This window comes from Morganella morganii, from assembly GCF_019242955.1.
Classification (GTDB): domain Bacteria; phylum Pseudomonadota; class Gammaproteobacteria; order Enterobacterales; family Enterobacteriaceae; genus Morganella; species Morganella sibonii.
Genome location: NZ_CP066129.1, coordinates 865376 through 884890 on the forward strand (window position 1 = coordinate 865376; position 19515 = coordinate 884890).

A 19515-nucleotide genomic window follows, 5' to 3' on the forward strand; every position below is an offset into this window, starting at 1 on the left:
TTATGAGCAGAACAGCTCACTATGCGGCTGCATTTAACGTGCTGGGGATCTGCTATCTGTTCCCGCCGGATGATGACAGCAACCGGACCGCCATGCGTTTGTTTTCCTTACCGGGGTTTGCGCAGCAGTGGCCGTGTGAGGTGGATGACACACTTTGCCTGCAACTGAGCCGTACGGCGGCAGCGGGCACAGAAATGCTGAAATCCGCATGGCAGTCACTGTTTGCCGGGCCGGGAGCGTTACCGGCTCCGCCCTGGGGGTCGGTATATCTGGATGCGGAAGGGTTGTTGCAGGGGGACTCCACTCTGGCGCTGAGTGCGTTTTTAAAACAGGAACGACTGAAGCTGAATACTCCGTATCCGGAACCGGCTGACCATGTCGGGCTGATTTTATTTCAGGCGGCGGTACTGGCCTCTGAAATGCGGGCAGCGGCCGTTAACACGCTGCTCAGTCAGCACCTGATGAACTGGCTGCCGCGTTACGCGCAGCGGCTGGATACCCACGGAAACAGCCCGTTTTATTCTGCACTGACCCGGCTGGCGCTGACCACCGTGCAATCATTTATAAAAGTATAATATTCACAGTTATAAGGTTTGATTACATTGCTCGTAATCTTATACGCCTCTTTCTCTGGGAGGCGTATTTTTTTGTTGCAGCACCGCGTAATCCACCTTAAGTTAAATTACCGTGTATGGGCACTGTGCTGTCAATTTATTGTCACAGGGACAATAAAAAGAATATCTTTATCGCCTCCGGACTGGCTGACAAGGATGAGTGCTCGGTTCGCTTTAACGGCTGGCTGACAGAGCAGCGGGAATTCTGATCCGGTAAGGTTCAGTCAGCGGAAAGATACGGTGGCACCAGATCGTCCAGCAGGGCGATCAGCGCCGGATCGCCGTAATGATAATCATCCGGGATCTCAAGGACATGAAGGGGTTTGTGATCCAACAGGCGGGTAAATTCCGCTTTCAGGCGGTTTTTGTGTTTTTGCTCCATCACAAAAATCACATCAGCCCACTGAAGTAACGCCGGGGTAACCCGGCGTTTTGCATTGCGGCTGGTACCGGCGGAACGAACTGACCACTGCGGGTGATTCCGCCAGTGATGTTCGGCCGTCGGACTGCGCCATTGATTGCGGCTGCAGATAAACAGGACATTCATACTTTATCTTCCTCATCGCAGGCGTTGCGCGTCAGAACCGCCTGACTGATTTGCGGATATGCCATGCCCAACTGAGCCGCCCGGATCATTTTTTCACTGCGTCCGTACATCATTTTCCAGCATTTTTCTGCCGGATAATCATATAACGATGCATCGTGCTTCTGATCACGGGACTTATTGATACGGTTTTTGAATCTGCGCCAGGCGCGGTTTCGGGTGTTATCCATCTTTTTCTCTCTTTCAGAATTGAATTACCGGGTTCAGCAGCCGCGGTAATACGGAAAAAGAGTGGGCTAACAGAGGGAATTTTAAGCAGAAAAAAAAAAAAAGCAAGACGAAAAACAAAAACGCCCGGACAGATGCCGGGCGTGACGGGTTATGCGGTATTACAGTTTTGAGAAGGCGTAAGCGGCCGCATCAATCGTCTTACGGATATCTTCATCACTGTGAGCGACAGACATAAACCCGGCTTCAAAGGCGGATGGCGCCAGGTAAATGCCCTGTTCCAGCATCAGATGGAAGAACTTCTTAAAGCGCTCAACATCGCAGTTCATCACATCCTGATAGCAGGTAACTGCCGGTGCATCGGTAAAGAACAGGCCGAACATCCCGCCGACATGGTTAACCACAAACGGAATACCGGCTTCGCGGGCTTTTTCGCACAGGCCGTCTGCCAGCATATCTGTCAGTTCGGTCAGGCGCTGATGTACACCCGGCTGAGCGATTTCATGTAAGCAGGCAAGGCCCGCTGCCATCGCAATCGGGTTACCGGACAGGGTTCCTGCCTGGTAAACCGGGCCGGTCGGAGCCAGTTTTTCCATAATTTCACCACGGCCGCCGAAGGCGCCCACCGGCATTCCGCCGCCGATAATTTTACCCAGACAGGTCAGATCCGGCTCAACATCATAATGTGCCTGCGCACCGCCGAGGGCGACACGGAAGCCGGTCATTACTTCATCGATAATCAGCAGTGCACCGAATTCATCACACAGGGCGCGCAGGCCCGGCAGGAAGTCCGCTGACGGCGGTATACAGTTCATATTCCCGGCGACTGGTTCGACAATGATACAGGCGATATCGTGCGGGTGTTTTTCAAATGCCTCACGGACAGAACCGAGATCATTGTAGGTGCAGGTCAGCGTGTGTTTGGCAAAGTCTGCCGGGACACCCGGTGAGTTTGGCTGGCCGATGGTCAGTGCGCCGGAACCGGCTTTGACCAGCAGACAGTCAGCGTGCCCGTGGTAGCAGCCTTCAAATTTGATGATTTTATCGCGGGCGGTGTAGCCGCGCGCCAGACGAATCGCACTCATGGTGGCTTCTGTGCCGGAGTTTACCATCCGCACCATATCCATGGATGGCACCAGTTCGGTGACAAATTTGGCCATTTCCACTTCATCGGCGGTCGGCGCACCGAAGCTCAGCCCTTTTTCCACCGCTTTGATGACAGCGGTGCGGATGGCCGGGTGATTATGCCCCAGTACCATCGGTCCCCATGAACCGACATAGTCGACATAGGCTTTGCCGTCGACGTCATAAATATAGGCTCCGTTGGCGCGTTCGATAAACAGCGGAGTACCGCCGACGCCGTTAAAGGCACGAACCGGTGAGTTCACGCCACCCGGGATAAAATGTTGTGCTTCAGTATAGAGATTTTCAGAACGGCTCATGCAGGACTCCTGTCAGTCGGTGAGCGGGAAATTGCGGCTATTGTAAAGGAGAGCGCCGGTGAATCCAACTTATCGCATTATCCTCATGATAACTATATCCTTATTAATAATGTGGATACTGTGCTTTCTGTGTGACGAAACTTGAACGATTGCCGGAGGTGGTGGATAATCACCGGTAGTGTCCGGAAGCGGTCAGCTTCTGCGTGTGTTTACTGGTCACGGCCAGTCTGGAGTAATAAATGAGCGATGATTCAGCAATGCCTCTGCAATTTACTGATGCGGCAGCTAAAAAAGTAAAAATATTAATCGCGGATGAAGAAAATCCGAACCTGCGTCTGCGTGTGTATATCACCGGCGGCGGCTGCAGCGGTTTCCAGTATGGCTTCACTTTTGATGATGCCATCAATGACGGCGACATGACCATCGAGAAAGAGGGCGTGGCGCTGGTGGTTGATCCGATGAGCCTGCAATATCTGGTCGGCGGTTGTGTGGATTATACCGAAGGGCTGGAAGGTTCACGGTTTATTGTGACCAACCCGAATGCCAAAACAACCTGTGGCTGTGGTTCATCTTTCAGTATCTGATTTATCCGCAGACAACAAACAAAACGGGCGCTTTTGCGCCCGTTTTGTTTTTATGCCGATAAGTATCATTAAAGAAAGAAGGGTTATTGTCTGCAACCTGTATCCATACAATAAAAGAGGATAATTGTGTATATCCGGCCTCAGACAGAGAAAATCGGTCATTCGGGATGATTTTATTCCGCTGCACTGTAAAAATCAGGATCTCCGGCTGAAACAGGAGCGTTTAAATACCACGGATTATATTATATAACGGTGTAATGCTAATATTATTTGTCAGATAAACTGATGAATTAATAAAATGAAATAAAAATATATTATTTAATATTTTTAATCCGGATTTTTATTGCTATATGGTTTTTAATTTAATTATTTATTAAATATCAATCGCATTTACGGCATTTTAATGCAGTACTGCATCATTGTATTATTTTGATTTATAGTTATTTTTTTATTTATCCTCTCTGACTTTATTATATTCATCATTGGCTGATAATATTATCGATATATACTTGTATCTATAGCGATAAATTGATTTCATCTTGATCCCGCTCAATATGCCGGTATTTCACTCATTTACACTGAACATGTAAAAATATTACCTGTTCACATCGGTCACACCTGAAATATGAGAAATAAATGCAGGAATATACCGGACTATTTTATCTCAGCCAGTGATACCCGCCGGAGCGTTTCCGGCAGTGTACGTTAAGGAATCTTCTATGATTTACCCGCTGACAGAACAGACCCCGGTTTTACAGCATAATGCGGCGTTGCAGCGGTATGTCAGGCGCTATGCCGATATTGAAAAACAGACACAGCAGGCCATTGCGCAGTACGGATTACCATTTGAAGCACCCCACCGCCGCCGGGCGGAAACGGATGCACTGCGCCGTGAAGTCAAAGCGCTGGGGGCGGTTTTTGCCAATAACGGCAAGAGTATTCACAGCCGCTGGCTGTCATCCGCGTGTGTGCAGTGCCGCACCGGTGAGGGCAGTTACACCACATTTTTATCACTGAAATGTCACCGCGACTGCTATTTTTGCTTCAATCCGAATCAGGAAAATTACGATGGTTTTCAGCATGAGATGCGTGATGCCATTGGTGAAGTGAATGCGATTGCCGGAGAAGGGTATCCGCTTACTCACATTGCGCTGACCGGCGGCGAGCCGCTGCTGTTTCGTCAGGAGAGCATCCGCTTTTTTGAGACGGTACAGGCGAAGTTGCCCGGCGTTCATACCCGGCTGTATACCGCCGGTGATCCGCTGGATCGCAATACCGCGCTGGCACTGGCGGCAGCCGGTCTGAAAGAGGTGCGTTTCAGTATCAAAATTGATGATCCGCCGGAGAAAATTGAAAAAGTGCTCAGCCGGATAGCGCTGGCACGGGAGATTTTTCCGGATGTGATGGTGGAAATGCCGGTGATCCCCGGCAGTGAAGAGCAGATGTATGACCTGCTGCTGAAACTGGATGCTATCGGCGTGAACGGCATCAATCTGCTGGAATTCTGTTTTCCGCTGACCAACAGCCCGGCCTATCAGGAACGGGGCTTTGCCCTGAAAAATCCGCCTTACGAAGTTTATTACAATTACTGGTATGCCGGTGGTCTGGCGGTGGCGGACAGTGAACTTGCCTGTCTGCGGGTACTGAAATTTGCCCTCGAAAATCAGCTTTCCGCCGGTGTGCATTACTGCTCACTGGAGAACAAACACACCGGCCAGGTGTATCAGAGCAACGCGTTTCTCAGCGCGGAGCCGTATTATCTTTTTTCTCCCCGCGATTATTTTTTCAAAAGCGCGAAGGTGTTCGGTGAGGATTGCGCTGCTGTCGCGGCGGTGCTGCGTAAAGCAGATGCACCCTTCCGGGAAGATCTCCTGCACGGTTTTTTACAATTCAGTCCTGAATCGATTATGCACCTGACGGACACCCCTGAATTGCCTGTTCTGCTGACATCCCATATTGCGGAGGCCGATGAGCAGGGCAATCCCCTGATTAAAGAAGTGCGGGTTGAACTCACCACGCCCGCTGAATTTTCGTCCGACGATATCCACGGAGGTATGTGTGAACAGTGATGACCGGGACCCGGATTATCTGTATGCGCGTCAGTTTGCTTATGACGTTCTGCGCCGTCTGCTGACGGACGAGCCGACAGCGGAACTGCTGGTTTATCTGCGTGATGAGGGGCTGTCACTGTTTCCGGCAGATGACTCGCTGCCCGCCATGCAGAGTGCGCTCGATGCCATGCGGGATGATCTGAATACCCGCATGCTTAAACAGGGGGCATCTGATTTTGAGGCGCTGCACTGGGACTTTACGCGTCTGTTTATCGGACCGGAATCACCGCCTGCGCCGCCGTGGGAGTCAGTTTATGTCTCCCGCGACAAACTGTTGTTTCAGGAGAGCACCCTGAGCGTGAAAACCTTTTATCAGCAGCACGGTTTTCACCTGCCGGAAACAGAGTATGAGGCGGCGGATCACATCGGCTATGAACTGGATTTCCTGTGGAAGCTGAGTGAGCAGGCGTCACAGGAACTTGACCGTGAACAGGCGATATGTGAGCGCATTACCGTACTGCTGGCGGTTTCATCTGAATTTATGCAGGCACATCTGCTGGCGTTTATCACACCGTTCTGCCGTGAACTGAATAATCACGCGGAAACGGGGTTTTATCGTCAGCTCAGTACGCTTCTGGAAGTCTTTGTCCGGAATGATTATAAAAAAATCAATGAATTAATAAACTTACAATAATAATTTAAAAACATGATGATGAGGTAAGAGCAATGTCAGACAGACAGAAAACCGGCGTAACCCGCCGTTCATTTCTGAAATGGACGTCGGCAGCATCCGCCATGGCGGCACTGCCGCTGAGCAGACAACTTCATGCCGCCACCCCGGCACCGGCACAGACCACCCCGGCGGCACCTTCAGCCGCCAAAGGGCAGTGGAAACCTGTCGCCTGCTGGCATAACTGCGGCGGCCGCTGTGTTAATAAAGCACTGGTGGCCGATGGCGTGGTGATCAGACAAAAAACCGATGATGTGGTGGCCGATTCCCCTGACTTCCCGCAGCAGCGCGGGTGTCTGCGCGGCCGTTCCCAGCGCAAACAGGTGTTCGGCGCAGATCGCCTGAAATACCCGATGAAACGTAAAAACTGGGCACCGGGCGGCGGGGATAAAACCCTGCGCGGCCGCGATCAGTGGGTGCGTATCAGCTGGGATGAGGCGCTGGATATTGTGGCATCCGAAACCAAACGCATCACCGGACAACACGGTAATGAATCCCTGTGGGTAACCGGTGGTAACGGTACGGATTTTCAGAGTGTATTCTCTGCCGCAGGTGGTTTTACCGGTGACTGGGGAACAACTTCCTGGGGAGCGTGGTTTGAAACGCCGGCACATCTGGGGCTGCTGGAAGGGTTCTACACCTTCGGCACCAATGACCGTTTTGATATGCGTAACTCACAGCTGATTGTGATGTGGGGTGCGAACCCGGCGTGGTCCAGTCCGGGCAGTCCGACTTATAACTATTATCAGGCGAAAAAAGCCGGAGCGCGTTTTATCAGTATCGACCCGAGCTATACCGCCACCGCAGAACTGATGGATGCAGACTGGTATCCGATCAACCCGGGTACAGACCACGCGCTGGCGCTGGGGATCATGCATGCACTGCTGGAGATGGACAGCCCGGAAAATCCGCTGATCGATTGGGAATTCCTGCGCCGCTGCACTGTCGGTTTCGATGAAAGCAATATGCCGTCAGGGGCTGATCCGAAGAAAAACTTCAAAGATTATCTGCTGGGTACCTATACCGGCAAACCGACCACTCCGGAATGGGCAGCAGAGATCTGCGGTATCTCCGCATCGGATATCCGCTCGCTGGCACGTCAGATTGGCGGCACACAGCGCGTGGCGCTGTTAACCGGCTGGGCACCGGCACGTATTCATAACGGTGAGGGATGGGTTCAGGCATTTTCAACACTCGGCTTTATGACCGGCCATATGGGCCGCCCGGGCCGCATGACCGGCGCGTGCTGTCACTATGCCGCCGGGAACAACGGCACCCGCCTGTTGATGGCCGGTGCGAACGGCTTACCGGCAGTGAAAAACCCGGTCAGTCTGAAAATCAACCACAATGAACTGAACCGCGCTCTGCTGGAGAAAAAATTCCGTCAGCGTGGTGTCGGGGATGTGGATGCCAATATTCAGATGATTTTTCATCCGTTTAACGCCACCTTACAGACCCGCGCCAATATTATGCAGGGAATCGAGGCTTACCGCAGCGGTGTGGAGTTTATCGCGACCGCAGCCTATGTCCCGCATACCTGTGCGAAATATTCGGATGTGATCCTGCCGGTGACAACCGAGTGGGAGCGCGAGGGTACCATTCTTAACCCGAGTAACCGTGAAGTAATCATTGCTGCGGTGAATGTGACCCCGCCGCTGTATGAAGCGAAAAGCGACCAGTGGATCGCGAAAGAGCTGGGTAAACGGCTGGGTGTCAATGTGGACGAGATCTTCCCGATCTCCGAAAAGCAGCAGTTCTTCAACAAACTCAACGGTGCAACCATCATTACCGAAGATGGTGTCACCAAAGCGCCGCTGTTTACCATTACGCAGGCGGATATTGATGAGTGGCAGGTGACCGGTACGCCGCAGGAAGGACGCATCACGCTGAATGAATTCCTGACCAAAGGGAAATATCAGGTGGAGCGCACCGCAGATGATAATTACCGCTATATCGCGTATGAGGACTTTATCCGCGATCCGGTTGCGAATCCGCGTCCGACACCAAGCGGTAAATTCGAAATCTACTGCGAAACGCTGACGGAGAAAGCGAAAGAGTGCGGCTGGACTGAATTACCGCCAATCGCCGAATACATCCCGTCAGCCAGTGGTTATGAAGCCAGTTTTAAAGATTTCAGCAAAAAAGAGAAAGGGGATTATCCGTTCCAGGTCTATAACCCGCACTATCTGCGCCGTTCACACAGTACCCTGGATAACGTGCCGTGGCTGCGTGAGCAGTGGCCGAGCCCTATCTATATTAATGCCTCCGATGCCAGACGTCTGGATATCAAACAGGGTGAAACGGTTCTGGTGACCAGCCCGCAGGGCAAAATCCTGCGTCCGGCACTGGTGACCCAGACCATGAAACCGGGTGTGGTTGCACTGCCGCACGGCAGCTGGACCAATGTGGATGAAACCACCGGGATCGATATGGCCGGGGCGGATAACTCCCTGACGATTCAGGTACCGACCGGGCTGGGTACCTCCGGGTGGAACACGATGCTGTGTAATATCGAAAAATGGCACGGTGAGCAATTAACTGACGATGCGCGTCTGCCGCAGCGGATTATCGGATAAGGGGCACAGACATGGATAAGCAAGTTGGATTTTATATAAATGTCGCCGCCTGCATCGGGTGCAAAACCTGTGTTGTGGCGTGCAAGGATAAGAACGATCTCGAGGTCGGGCGTAATTTCCGCCGGGTGTATGATATCGAGGCCGGGGAGTATCCGCGCCCGCGCCGCTGGCATCTCTCCATTGCCTGCAACCATTGTGACGATCCGCAGTGTGTCAGCCATTGTCCGACAACCGCGATGCATAAGCGGGAAGAGGACGGGGTGGTGCTGGTGGATCATGACAAGTGTGTGGGCTGCCGTTACTGTACCTGGGCCTGTCCGTATGAAGCACCGCAGTTTGACCCTGCGCTCGGTATGATGACCAAATGTGATACCTGTCTGGATCTGCGGGAGCAGGGCGGCAATCCGATGTGTGTGGATTCCTGCCCGATGCGCGCCATTGAGTTCGGTCTTATCAGCGAACTGCGCAAAAAATACGGTACCAATGCCGATATCGGCGGTTTGCCTAACTCATCCGTTACCCGGCCGAACCTGGTTGTCGGCACCAAAGGATAAGGAGAATGATCATGCATGAACTGCCTCTTGTTATATTCACCTTATTTATGCAGGCTTCGGTCGGCTGTCTGGTGATCACGTTACTTTGTTACTTCCGCCTGTTCGGCTGCACGGATGCCCGCACCGCGATGAAATGGGTGCGCGTTCCGCTGGTTGTCTCTTTCCTGCTGGGCTGTGCCGGTCTGCTGGGTTCCCTGTTCCATATGGGGAATCCGTTCCATATGTTTTATACCATGCTGCACGTTTCTGACTCGTGGATGAGCCGTGAAGTCTGGGCGACGGCTGTTTATATGGCGCTGCTGTTCTTCAGTGTCGCGCTGCTGCTGTTAAAACAGAAAGTGAACGGCTTCCTGCTGCTGTTAAGTGCAGTGGCGGGGCTGGTGTATATGTATGTGATGTCCGCGCTGTACGCAAACACCCTGTTTAATCTGTGGGGCGGACTGTTTACCTATACCGGGTTCTTCGGTTCCGTGCTGCTGACCGGCGGAATGATTGCCGGGCTGCTGCTGGTGACTGCACTGGGTTACGCCCGTGAGGATGTGCTGATTCAGCGTGTGGTGAAGATTGCGCTTGCGGCGGGCGTGGCGGGATTGCTGCTGATACTGCTGAGTGCGCTGTCGCTGACCGGTAACATCGGTGAGCCGATCTATGCCGGAATGACACCACGGGTTATGCCGGAAGGGTTGCTGAACCTGCATATTATCCGTGTGGTGCTGATCGGACTGGGAATGTTCTTTGCCGGACGTCTGCTGTGTCAGAAAAATGCACAGGTCACTAACGGCACGCTGATGATGGCACTGGCGGTTATCTGTGTCTTTGCCGGTGAAGCGGTCGGGCGTGTGGTGTTCTTCTCGCTCGGCGGGTAATACGCGGTATGAAACAAAGATCCGGACGCCTTCACGTCCGGATTTTTTATCAGCGGGTAAGAATGACATCCCCTAAAATATTATCTTTCAGCAGGCCGCCGTTTTTGGCCTGGAACAGCACAAAATCAATATCCCGCGCCTGATAGCGCTCGCGCAGAATCGTGGTGATCTCTTTGATTGCTTTCCCCTGCAATAATCCGTCAATCATCATCGCCAGCAGCAGAGACTGATCACGGTAGGTCAGCGGATTGAGTGAACCCATCACCCGGTTGAGGTAGTGATCAAAGATTGGCAGCGGGTTTTCCGGGAGCTCGCGGTTCAGTTTGATCTGCACATCGATCACCGTATTAAAATCAATACCGTAGTGTGCAATCCGGTCACGCAGATCATTGACATAGCGATCAATATCATCGGAATACAGCGTGCTGATCGTGCCGCTGAAATTAAACAGATTCATGCCGTTCAGGCGCTGTAAAATATAAATGGCAATATAGAGATTGTAGCGTGACGGGATCAGCAGGCAGTTATCAATCCACCAGACCAGCACATGATGCGGGCTGATACTGTCATCAATATATTTGACCGGCGGATAGATCATAATATCGGTATCTGTTAACTCGCCGAGATGTGTCTGGATCAGATTATCCACCTGACGCCAATCCAGCCCGCCGCTGCCGCAGCCGAGTGCCGGAATGGCCACGGATTTCAGTCCCTGTTTTTTAATCAGGGCTTTCAGCTCGCGCAGTCCGCTTTCGATAAATTCATAACCGGAAGGGGAGTCCCATTTATCGCGGGTCGGGAAGTTGATCACTTTCCGGCCGTGTTCGTCCGTAACTGACAGCTGACCGGCGCCTATTTTATTTTCTTTGCATAAAGCTTCATAGGCGTGTGCGTTGACCGGATAATCCAGCCTGAACTGATAGGCAATTCCCTTTCCCATGACGCCCTGACAATTAACGGCATTTACCAATGCCTGCGCATCAGATCTCAGTAAATCACCCTTGAGGTATTTAATCATCGTTACAGTCCGTTTTATATTTCAGTCTGCAATATTGTCGCCTGCTATGACGCTGACGGGTATAGGAATTTTCTTGGGTTTTTATTAAATTAAAAATAATTTTTAAGTATAAATATCTAAAGTTTATTTAATAACAACCTAAGTTTAATTTATTTTGAATATTGATTCTGGTCACGGTATTTTATTTTAATTAAATTAATAATTATCGTTTATTGGCTGGTTGGTGGGGTTGGGGTTACATGGAAATTAATTACGATGGTTTTAATAATTCAGAAGTTGTAATTGGATTAGTTGGTGCTGTTGGTGTTGATCTTGAACAAGTGTTTAGGATTATTGAGAAAAAATTTAATTCATTTAAATATAATTCAGAATTAATAAAGATATCTTCTGATGTAATTCCCGGTTTTATTGAATGTGAAAAAGAAGAGGGTAAATATCAACGAATAAATTACCTTATGAATAAAGGTAATGAGATAAGGAAGAGTTATCAGGATAATTCAATTTTAGCAAAAGGTTTTGCTTTGCATGTTAATTTAAGAAGGAAGGATGAAAACAAAAAAGATGAATTGATGGAAAGGACTGTATGGGTTGTTTCATCATTGAAAACACCAGAGGAAGTAAACGAATTAAGAAAAATATACTCTGATGGGTTTTATCTTTTTGGTATATACTCATCAGAGGAAAGGCGATTTCAGGCATTGACTGAAAATAAGGAAATGGAAGGAAGGCAAGCTGAAGAATTAATAGAGAGGGATAAGGATGAGTCAGATGACTATGGACAAAAAACACGAGACACATATCATTTATCTGATTTCTTCATAAACTATGATGGTAATTTTGATAAATTTAGTCATGACATAGGAAGAGTAATAGATTTATTATTTGGTCACCCTTACATAACACCTACGTTTGATGAATATGCTATGTACATGGCATTTTCAGCCGCTTTACGCTCAGGCGATCTATCCAGACAGGTTGGTGCTGTAGTAACAAAAGATCAGCAGATAATGTCTACAGGTGCTAACGATGTTCCCAGAAGTGGTGGTGGACTCTATTGGCCTCATTATGATGAAAAAAATATTGAAATAATTGATGTTGAAGACGGTCGTGATTACAAAAAAAAATTCGACTCTAATAAGAAAGAGCAAAAAGAAATTATTGATGGGGTGATTAATTCCCTGAAGAAGGAAAGTAATGTTAAATTTAATAAAAAACAAATTGAAGAAATAGAGTTTAAATTAAAAAAATCAAGAATAAAGGATATAACAGAGTATGGCAGAGTTGTTCATGCAGAAATGGAAGCCATCCTTTCATGTGCCAGGAATTATGTTTCAACAAAAAATTCGGAGTTATATTGTACAACATTCCCTTGTCATAACTGTGCGAAGCATATAATAGCATCAGGTATAAAGCGAGTTACCTATATTGAACCATATCCAAAAAGTAAAGCAACTAAGTTTCATAGTGATTCAATTATCCTTAGTGATTCTGATAACAATAATGAAGATGATGAAAAAGAAAAAATAGAAAAAGTAATTTTTGAGCCATTTGTTGGCGTTGGCCCAAAATCATTCTTAAAGTTATTTTCTATTAGTTTGGGAGGCGGGAATACAATAAAAAGGAAAGATGCTGATGGAAATATTGTGGATTTTAATCCGAAGAATGCTAAACTAAAAACAGTGATGTTACCTTCATCGTATATTGAACGTGAACGTTATGCAGCATCACAACTATTTGATAAAAAGAGAAAAATAGAATGACTTATGAACAAAGACAAGCATTTTTAGACCATATAAGAGAATCTAAAGAAATTGTGGATGGATGGCCTGCATGGAAGCGTGAAGATAGTGATAGTGTCCGGAACAATCATCACGAAGATTCACTTTGTGGTAGTCAGTTGGCAGAACAACATCGCGCTGAAACTGAAGCAGCATCCTGAGTCGTTTATTACAGATAAGCCACCCATACAGCAGGTGGCATTAACGCTGCTGATTTCGCTTTTTACGCTATAGTTACTATTCGGTCGTTCCATTTATCTTCTCACACAATTCTTCCGCAGCCTTTAACAGCCGCGGCGTGCCGCGCTGGAACCAGTCGGCATTGATAGTAATAACCGGCACATCAAGCTGCGGAGACCAGAAGCGTTTTACATTCTCCACTTCGCGGTCATCCCCTGAGATCAGGATCATCGCCGGTCTGCGGGTCAGTACCTGCTCACGATTGACCTGCGGCCAGGGAACCGGGCTGTCGGCAAACACGTTTTTACCACGGCACAGTGTGACCACTTCGCTTTGCAGGGTGTTGCCGGATGCGGTAAAAATCGGGTTCTGGCCGAACTGGAGAAAGATCCGTTTTTCCGGTTTATCACCGTAGCGGGCTTTCAGGGTTTCAATCCCGCTGCGCATATCTGAAGCAGCTTGTTCCGCCAGGGCCGGTTGCGGACTGTAAGAAGCAAGGCGATCCAGATCATCCGCAATTTCACCGAGGTTGTGCGGATCAAAATACTCGACTTTTATCCCGAGATGCTCCAGCTGACTCAGCGGGCGCTGCGGGTTGCCGCCGCGCCAGGCCATGATCAGATCCGGCTTCAGGGCAATAATACGTTCAAGATTCAGTCCCTGCCAGCTGGACACCTGTTCGATGTTTTTTGCTTCCGGGGGGTAATCCGCGTTGGCACTGACGCCGACCAGGTTATCTCCCAGACCGGCGGCATAGGCCATCTCCGCCAGTGACGGGGAGAGGGCGATCACCCGCTGTGCCGCAGCCTGTGCTCCGGCGGATGCCAGCAGAAACAGCAGACCGGCGAAGCGCAATGATCGTCTGATCATTTCAGCGAATCAATATTGGCGAGGATTTCCGCCACCATCAGGGAAGACTGCTTTGCCGCCAGCGGCAGAAACTCATCAAAACTGAGGTGAGAGGCTTTATCTGCCACATCAGAAATGGCGCGAACCACCACAAACGGTACCTGATACTGATGGCACACATGGCCGACAGCCGCACATTCCATTTCCACCGCCACCACGGACGGGAACGTTGCACGGATACGCGCCAGCGGCTCTGCGCCGTTAATAAAGGCGTCACCGCTGCAAATCAGGCCGCGTACGGCGTTCAGGCCGAGCGTCTGAATACATTTCTCAGTCAGTGTGATAAGACCGGCATCAGCGGTAAAGGCAGGCGGACATTGTGCCATCTGGCCCGGCTCGTAGCCGAATGCAGTGACATCCGCGTCGTGATAACGGACTTCCGAGGAGACAACAATATCGCCGACATTCAGGTGCGGGGCGAGGCCACCGGCAGAACCGGTGTTAATCACCACATCCGGTTTGCACAGCTCCAGCAGCAGGGTGGTACCGATGGCGGCCGCCACTTTACCGATACCGGATTTGAGCAGGGCGACATCAACACCGTTGATCTGACCGGTATAGATTTCACAGCCGCCGTGGCGGAGGGTTTGCATGTTGGTAATCTGATCACGCAGCAGGGTTACTTCCTGCTCCATCGCACCTATGATACCGACTTTCATTATGTCATACTCCCTGAATAGAAATTGAACTGCATAATAACGGATTAGCAACAGTTTATCACTGAATCCCGGCGGGCGGTGTCTTTTCCCGTGCGGATAAAAAGACGGAGGCGACGTGCCGGTGATCGATTTTAAAAAGAAGCTGAATTTCCACCGCCAGTTTGGTGCTTCAGCGGCGGAATCCGCAGAAGAGTTTCTGGTGAATCAGGCATTTGAAAGTGATCGCGGGCGCATCATCAATTCCGCCGCTGTCCGTCGTCTGCAACAGAAAACCCAGGTTTTTCCGCTGGAGCAGAATTCCGCTGTCCGCAGCCGTCTCACTCACTCTCTGGAAGTACAGCAGGTCGGGCGCTATATCGCCAAAACCATCCTCAGTCAGCTGAAACAGTCACAACAGCTGGAAGAATATGGCCTGGATGAGCGCACGGATGCTTTTGAAAGTGTGGTGGAAATGGCGTGTCTGATGCATGACATCGGTAACCCGCCGTTCGGCCATTTCGGCGAGGCAGCGATTCAGAAATGGTTCGGCAGTCTGCTGGGTGAACCGCAGACCGGCGGGGAAGATAACTGTCAGATTACCGTACTGCGCCTGACCGGTTCACCGCAGGCGGATAATCTGCGCCGTCAGCTGCGCCGCGATTTATGTCAGTTTGAGGGGAATGCCCAGGGAATGCGGATGGCGCACCATCTGCTGAAACTCAATCTGACATTTGCCCAGATAGGCAGTGTGCTGAAATATACCCGTCCCGCCTGGCAGTTAGAGCCGGTGCCGGAAGAATTCGATTATCTCACCAAAAAACCGGGCTATTACTGGTCTGAAAATACCCTGATTCAGCGGCTGCGTGATGAGTTACAGCTCGGTGAATTCTGCCGTTTTCCGCTCAGTTATATTATGGAAGCCGCGGATGATATCTCGTATTGCATTGCTGATCTGGATGATGCGGTGGAGAAAGGCATTCTGACCCCGGATACGCTGGTGACGTATCTGCGCCAGGAGTGGCAGGCGCTGGAAGGCTCAGAGGATTCCGCCCTGTTCCGGGATACGGTGGAACTGGCTTACCAGTCGCTTACCCGCAGTCATCACCGCAGCCCGCAGGATCAGTTTTTCATGTATCTGCGGGTCTATATCACCAACAAACTGGTGCCGTACACCGCACAACGCTTTATTGATAATCTGCCTGCGGTGTTTGCGGGCACTTACAATCAGGCGCTGCTGGAAGATAAAAGTGAAGAACACCGCCTGCTGAAGACCCTGAAACGGGTCGCGTTTAAGTATGTGTTTACCCATCACGAAGTGGAAGAGCTTGAATTGCAGGGATTCAGAATCATCAATGGTCTGCTGGATTTCTACCGGCCATTATTAATGATGCCGCAGGCCGATTTTGCGGATCTGGTCCGTGAAAATTTCCACAAATACTATTTTATCGAAACCCGGCTGTTGCATAAGCTGTCACGCAAGCAGCGGGCGGCTTACAGTGAAGCGGTTGCCGCACTGGCGGAACACCCGCCGGAAGAGCGGACGATTCTGGAATTTTATTACCGGGCCCGGCTGATTCAGGATTATATCAGCGGTATGACCGACCATTACGCTTACGAAGAATACCGGCGTTTCTCTGTTTGTCAGTAAGCTGCTGATTAATGGCAGCACTTTCTCACAAATGACCTGACAATTCCGGTTCAATATTACCGGAATTGTTGCTACGATTAATCTGCAGTTGTTGCTGAAATAGATTCACTGTATTCGGTGGCGGATATCTGTTATTTAAGGACGAAATATCAAAACAATTTGCGATGCAAATGTTAATGAATATAAAGCAAATTGTTATTATTTCTTATTTTTTATATGTGCATCATATTATCGCAGCCTGAATATGTTTCAGGGACTATACCGTCGCACCAAATGTATTAACCGGGATTACATCACGTATGCAAAAAGAGTATCGGGTCGGGATTGAATTTGAATATTGGCTGACGTTGTACCGGAATAAAAGTGCCGCCGGTATTAAATCTTTTGACAATATTACCTTGTCAGAGCTGGAGCCTGCACTGAATAACCGTCCGGGGATGGATGATGCCTCGCTGCATAAAGGAGATGCGGGCATTAAAGCCGGTTACTGGTATGTTGAGGGCGATGAGCGTTTTTCGCCGGAAGGTCAGCTTGTTGCACAGGTTATCAAAGGGATAGAAATCCGTACCCCGCCGGCAGAGTCAGTAACGGCAGCATTAAATTCCCTGCAAACGATAGAAATTCAGCTGAGTGAGCGCCTGAAGGACTGCGGGCTGGGACTGGGGATCAGCGCTTATCACCCGGTTTCGCCGCGCTATCAGTTTAATCCGCCGCTGAATGCGTGGGAAAAAGACTTTCGCGAGGAACATGCCGCATTCCGCCATGCCGACCTGGTGATGCAGACCTGCGGGCCGGATATCAATATCTCCGTACCGGAAATGAGCGATGTCCGTGTTGTCCAGGCAGTGGAAAAACTGACCTTTTTCGCGCCGTATCTGGTGGCTCTTTCGCTGAACGGCCCGCTGGAAAACGGGCAGTTATGGGGCGGTTTATCCCGCCGTACCGCACTGCGCAGTTGTCATCGTCCGGCCTGCAAAGGGTTTCTGACCAACTCGGCGGTGTATCCGCATGACTTTATTTACCCTGCGCGTAACGAGGGAGAGCACGGACGGATTGAGTTCAAAGCGTTTGATGCCGTTCCTGATCCGGCGCTGCTGGGCGCATTCTGCGCGTGGGTTCTCGGGCTGGTGCTGGATGATACCATCTCCTTTAATTACGGCGTGCAGCCGGATTCCCGCTTTAATGCGATTGCCCGTGATCCGTTTGCGGATCTGACCGTTTCCACGGTGGCGGAAACGCTGCTGAACGCCGCCCGACGGGCGCTGGAACAACATGGTCTGCTGCATGAAGCTGACCGGCTGCAGTTACTCAGTGAACGTCTGGCAAACAGAATGACGCCTGCGGATGAAATGATCACCCGTTTTATGGTCAGTGGTGAGTTAATGCATTTCGGCGGGCTGTGGCCGGATCTTAATGCGTAACACCGTCATATCAGGATACATTTTTGTTACCGGCAATAATAAACCGTTATTTTTTTAATAACGGTTTTTTTTGCGGTAAAAAAATCAGCACTGGTAAGTTCATGTAAATTTAATATTTATCAGAGACTGATCCTGCGTATTATTCACAGAATACTGCTGTTTCTGACAGCATTAATAATGAAACCGGCAGCACGACGGTATAACGATAAATATTATTTATCATTTTAATAAATAGTGCTGAGGTGCTATCCGGCATTATGGTATCATCATCAGCTCGTATTTTTACCGGTTTACAGCGTGTAACCTGCAGCGTACCCGAATAATCCGTTGGTCAATACGCTGCTTTATGGGAAAATCACCGGCCTCACAGACAACGTTTTTTATCATTATGGCGCAATTTTATTCTCAGCCCCGTCAGGCCCCGCGGCAGTCCCGTACTGTCACTGTCACCGCTGACTCTCTCGATGCTCTCGGGCAGGGCATTGCCCGCCTTCAGGGCAAAACTGTTTTTATCCCGGATCTGATGCCGGATGAGTCCGCACAGGTCAGGCTGACGGAAGAAAAGCGCCACTACGCCAAAGGCAGTGTGGTGAAACGTCTGTCTGATAATCCGGCACGCCGCAAACCGGCCTGCCGTCATTACGGACAGTGCGGCGGCTGTCAGCAGCAGCACATTCCGGTTGCAATGCAGCGGGAAACCAAAGCTGCTTATCTCTCTTACCTGCTGACCCGCGAAACGGGTGAGGCGTGCGGGGATATCCCTGTACTGAGCGGGGAAGAGTACGGCTACCGCCGCCGGGCGCGGCTGGCACTGGTGTATTCCCCGAAAACAAAACAGCTGACCATGGGATTTCGTCAGGCGCAGAGCAAATCAACGGTCGCCGTAAAACAGTGTCCGGTACTGGTTCCGCGTCTTGAAGCATTGCTGGTACCCTTACAGGCCTGTCTCGCGTCGCTGGCTGCCGCACCGAAACTCGGTCATGCGGAACTGGCGGATACGGAAAGTGGTCCTCTGCTGGTGCTGCGCCATCTGGCGCCGCTCAGTGATGCGGATATGTCGGTACTGACGGCATTTTGTTCTGAATACAGCACTGCGCTTTATTTGCAGGGCAGTGCGGATACTCCGCCTGTGTCAGTTTGTGCGCAGTATCCTCCGTATTACGCGGTGGCCGGGTTAAAATTACAGTTCAGCCCGCAGGATTTTATCCAGGTGAACGGTGACCTGAATGAGCAGATGGTCGCACAGGCGCTGAACTGGTTGGAGCTGACAAAACACGATCGCGTGTTAGATCTCTTCTGCGGGATGGGAAACTTTACGCTGCCGGTAGCGGAACGCGCCGGTGAAGTTGTCGGAGTGGAGGGCGTGGAAGCGCTGGTCCGCACGGCCCGGGAGAATGCCCGTCTCAATCATCTGGCGAATGCCGCGTTTTATCACGCGGATTTGTCGCAGGATATTACCGGGGAGCCGTGGGCGGCTTCCGGGTTTAATAAAGTATTACTGGATCCGGCACGAGCCGGGGCGGCTGAGATTATGCCGCATATTGTTGCGCTTTCCCCTGAGCGCATCGTTTATGTTTCCTGCAATCCCACAACACTTGCAAGGGATAGTCAGGTTCTGCATGGTGCCGGGTATCACCGGAATGCTGTCCGCATGCTGGATATGTTTCCGCAAACCGGCCATTTGGAGTCGATGGTGCTTTTCACGAAGACACCACCGGTCAGTCAGTAGGGAGA

18 protein-coding genes are annotated in these 19515 nt (G+C 50.4%); 12 read left to right on the plus strand and 6 right to left on the minus strand.

Annotated elements, in window-relative coordinates; genetic code table 11:
* The first annotated feature begins 2 nt into the window (after window positions 1-2).
* The gene (locus tag JC793_RS03830; protein ID WP_218427545.1) at window positions 3-575 is read left to right on the plus strand and encodes a molecular chaperone TorD family protein; all 573 of its coding nucleotides are present in this window, start codon (window positions 3-5) and stop codon (window positions 573-575) included.
* Between the two features lie 259 nt (window positions 576-834).
* Here JC793_RS03830 and JC793_RS03835 read toward each other — a convergent pair whose 3' ends face one another.
* The 3 genes from JC793_RS03835 to hemL form a co-directional block, all read right to left on the minus strand.
* The gene (locus tag JC793_RS03835; RefSeq protein ID WP_046895115.1) at window positions 835-1161 is read right to left on the minus strand and encodes a low molecular weight protein tyrosine phosphatase family protein; all 327 of its coding nucleotides are present in this window, start codon (window positions 1159-1161) and stop codon (window positions 835-837) included.
* Window positions 1158-1388 (minus strand): hypothetical protein, encoded by a 231-nt coding sequence (locus tag JC793_RS03840; RefSeq protein ID WP_046895116.1) that lies wholly within the window; start codon window positions 1386-1388, stop codon window positions 1158-1160. Before JC793_RS03840 ends, JC793_RS03835 begins: the two co-directional genes overlap by 4 nt.
* A gap of 159 nt (window positions 1389-1547) precedes the next feature.
* Window positions 1548-2828 carry a glutamate-1-semialdehyde 2,1-aminomutase gene (gene hemL / locus JC793_RS03845; protein WP_166707113.1) on the minus strand — a complete coding sequence of 427 codons (1281 nt, stop codon included), beginning with the start codon at window positions 2826-2828 and terminating at the stop codon, window positions 1548-1550.
* Between the two features lie 239 nt (window positions 2829-3067).
* On the opposite strand from hemL, the gene erpA reads away from it, so the two are divergent.
* The 6 genes from erpA to JC793_RS03875 all read left to right on the plus strand — a co-directional run bounded on the left by erpA (window position 3068) and on the right by JC793_RS03875 (window position 10189).
* A complete protein-coding gene (gene erpA / locus JC793_RS03850) occupies window positions 3068-3412 on the plus strand; it encodes an iron-sulfur cluster insertion protein ErpA (RefSeq protein ID WP_004235975.1) in 345 nt (114 codons plus the stop codon).
* 719 nt (window positions 3413-4131) lie between these two features.
* Complete coding sequence (locus tag JC793_RS03855; RefSeq protein WP_218427546.1) at window positions 4132-5481, plus strand: radical SAM protein; 1350 nt, start codon at window positions 4132-4134, stop codon at window positions 5479-5481.
* Entirely contained in the window at window positions 5471-6157 is a 687-nt protein-coding gene (locus JC793_RS03860; RefSeq protein ID WP_218427548.1) for a TorD/DmsD family molecular chaperone, read from the plus strand. Before JC793_RS03855 ends, JC793_RS03860 begins: the two co-directional genes overlap by 11 nt.
* Window positions 6158-6189: 32 nt before the next feature.
* The gene (locus JC793_RS03865) at window positions 6190-8769 is read left to right on the plus strand and encodes a molybdopterin-dependent oxidoreductase (protein ID WP_166707115.1); all 2580 of its coding nucleotides are present in this window, start codon (window positions 6190-6192) and stop codon (window positions 8767-8769) included.
* An 11-nt stretch (window positions 8770-8780) separates the two neighbouring features.
* Window positions 8781-9323, plus strand: coding sequence for a DMSO/selenate family reductase complex B subunit (locus JC793_RS03870; RefSeq protein ID WP_112550366.1), 543 nt, complete (start codon window positions 8781-8783; stop codon window positions 9321-9323).
* Window positions 9324-9334: 11 nt separating this feature from the next.
* Window positions 9335-10189: a dimethyl sulfoxide reductase anchor subunit family protein gene (locus JC793_RS03875; protein ID WP_218427550.1), complete on the plus strand. Its 855-nt coding sequence runs from the start codon at window positions 9335-9337 to the stop codon at window positions 10187-10189.
* Window positions 10190-10238: 49 nt separating this feature from the next.
* Here the strand turns inward: JC793_RS03875 and JC793_RS03880 are convergent, their stop codons facing one another.
* The gene (locus JC793_RS03880; protein WP_166707117.1) at window positions 10239-11207 is read right to left on the minus strand and encodes a macro domain-containing protein; all 969 of its coding nucleotides are present in this window, start codon (window positions 11205-11207) and stop codon (window positions 10239-10241) included.
* 239 nt (window positions 11208-11446) lie between these two features.
* Between JC793_RS03880 and JC793_RS03885 the strand changes: the two genes are divergently transcribed.
* Both JC793_RS03885 and JC793_RS03890 read left to right on the plus strand, forming a co-directional pair.
* Window positions 11447-12967 (plus strand): anti-phage dCTP deaminase, encoded by a 1521-nt coding sequence (locus tag JC793_RS03885; protein ID WP_218427551.1) that lies wholly within the window; start codon window positions 11447-11449, stop codon window positions 12965-12967.
* A complete protein-coding gene (locus JC793_RS03890) occupies window positions 12964-13146 on the plus strand; it encodes a hypothetical protein (RefSeq protein ID WP_218427553.1) in 183 nt (60 codons plus the stop codon). The genes JC793_RS03885 and JC793_RS03890 overlap by 4 nt, the downstream gene beginning before the upstream one ends.
* Window positions 13147-13222: 76 nt before the next feature.
* Here JC793_RS03890 and btuF read toward each other — a convergent pair whose 3' ends face one another.
* Complete coding sequence (gene btuF, locus JC793_RS03895) at window positions 13223-14035, minus strand: vitamin B12 ABC transporter substrate-binding protein BtuF (protein ID WP_218427555.1); 813 nt, start codon at window positions 14033-14035, stop codon at window positions 13223-13225.
* Window positions 14032-14733, minus strand: coding sequence for a 5'-methylthioadenosine/S-adenosylhomocysteine nucleosidase (gene mtnN / locus JC793_RS03900; protein ID WP_054424051.1), 702 nt, complete (start codon window positions 14731-14733; stop codon window positions 14032-14034). The genes btuF and mtnN overlap by 4 nt, the downstream gene beginning before the upstream one ends.
* Before the next feature lie 115 nt (window positions 14734-14848).
* On the opposite strand from mtnN, the gene dgt reads away from it, so the two are divergent.
* The 3 genes from dgt (at window position 14849) to rlmD (ending at window position 19510) form a co-directional block, all read left to right on the plus strand.
* Window positions 14849-16360: a dGTPase gene (gene dgt / locus JC793_RS03905; protein ID WP_218427557.1), complete on the plus strand. Its 1512-nt coding sequence runs from the start codon at window positions 14849-14851 to the stop codon at window positions 16358-16360.
* Between the two features lie 299 nt (window positions 16361-16659).
* On the plus strand, window positions 16660-17781 hold the full coding sequence (locus JC793_RS03910) for a glutamate-cysteine ligase family protein (RefSeq protein WP_218427558.1): 1122 nt from the start codon (window positions 16660-16662) through the stop codon (window positions 17779-17781).
* 346 nt (window positions 17782-18127) lie between these two features.
* A complete protein-coding gene (rlmD, locus tag JC793_RS03915) occupies window positions 18128-19510 on the plus strand; it encodes a 23S rRNA (uracil(1939)-C(5))-methyltransferase RlmD (RefSeq protein WP_247717316.1) in 1383 nt (460 codons plus the stop codon).
* Window positions 19511-19515: the final 5 nt, after the last annotated feature.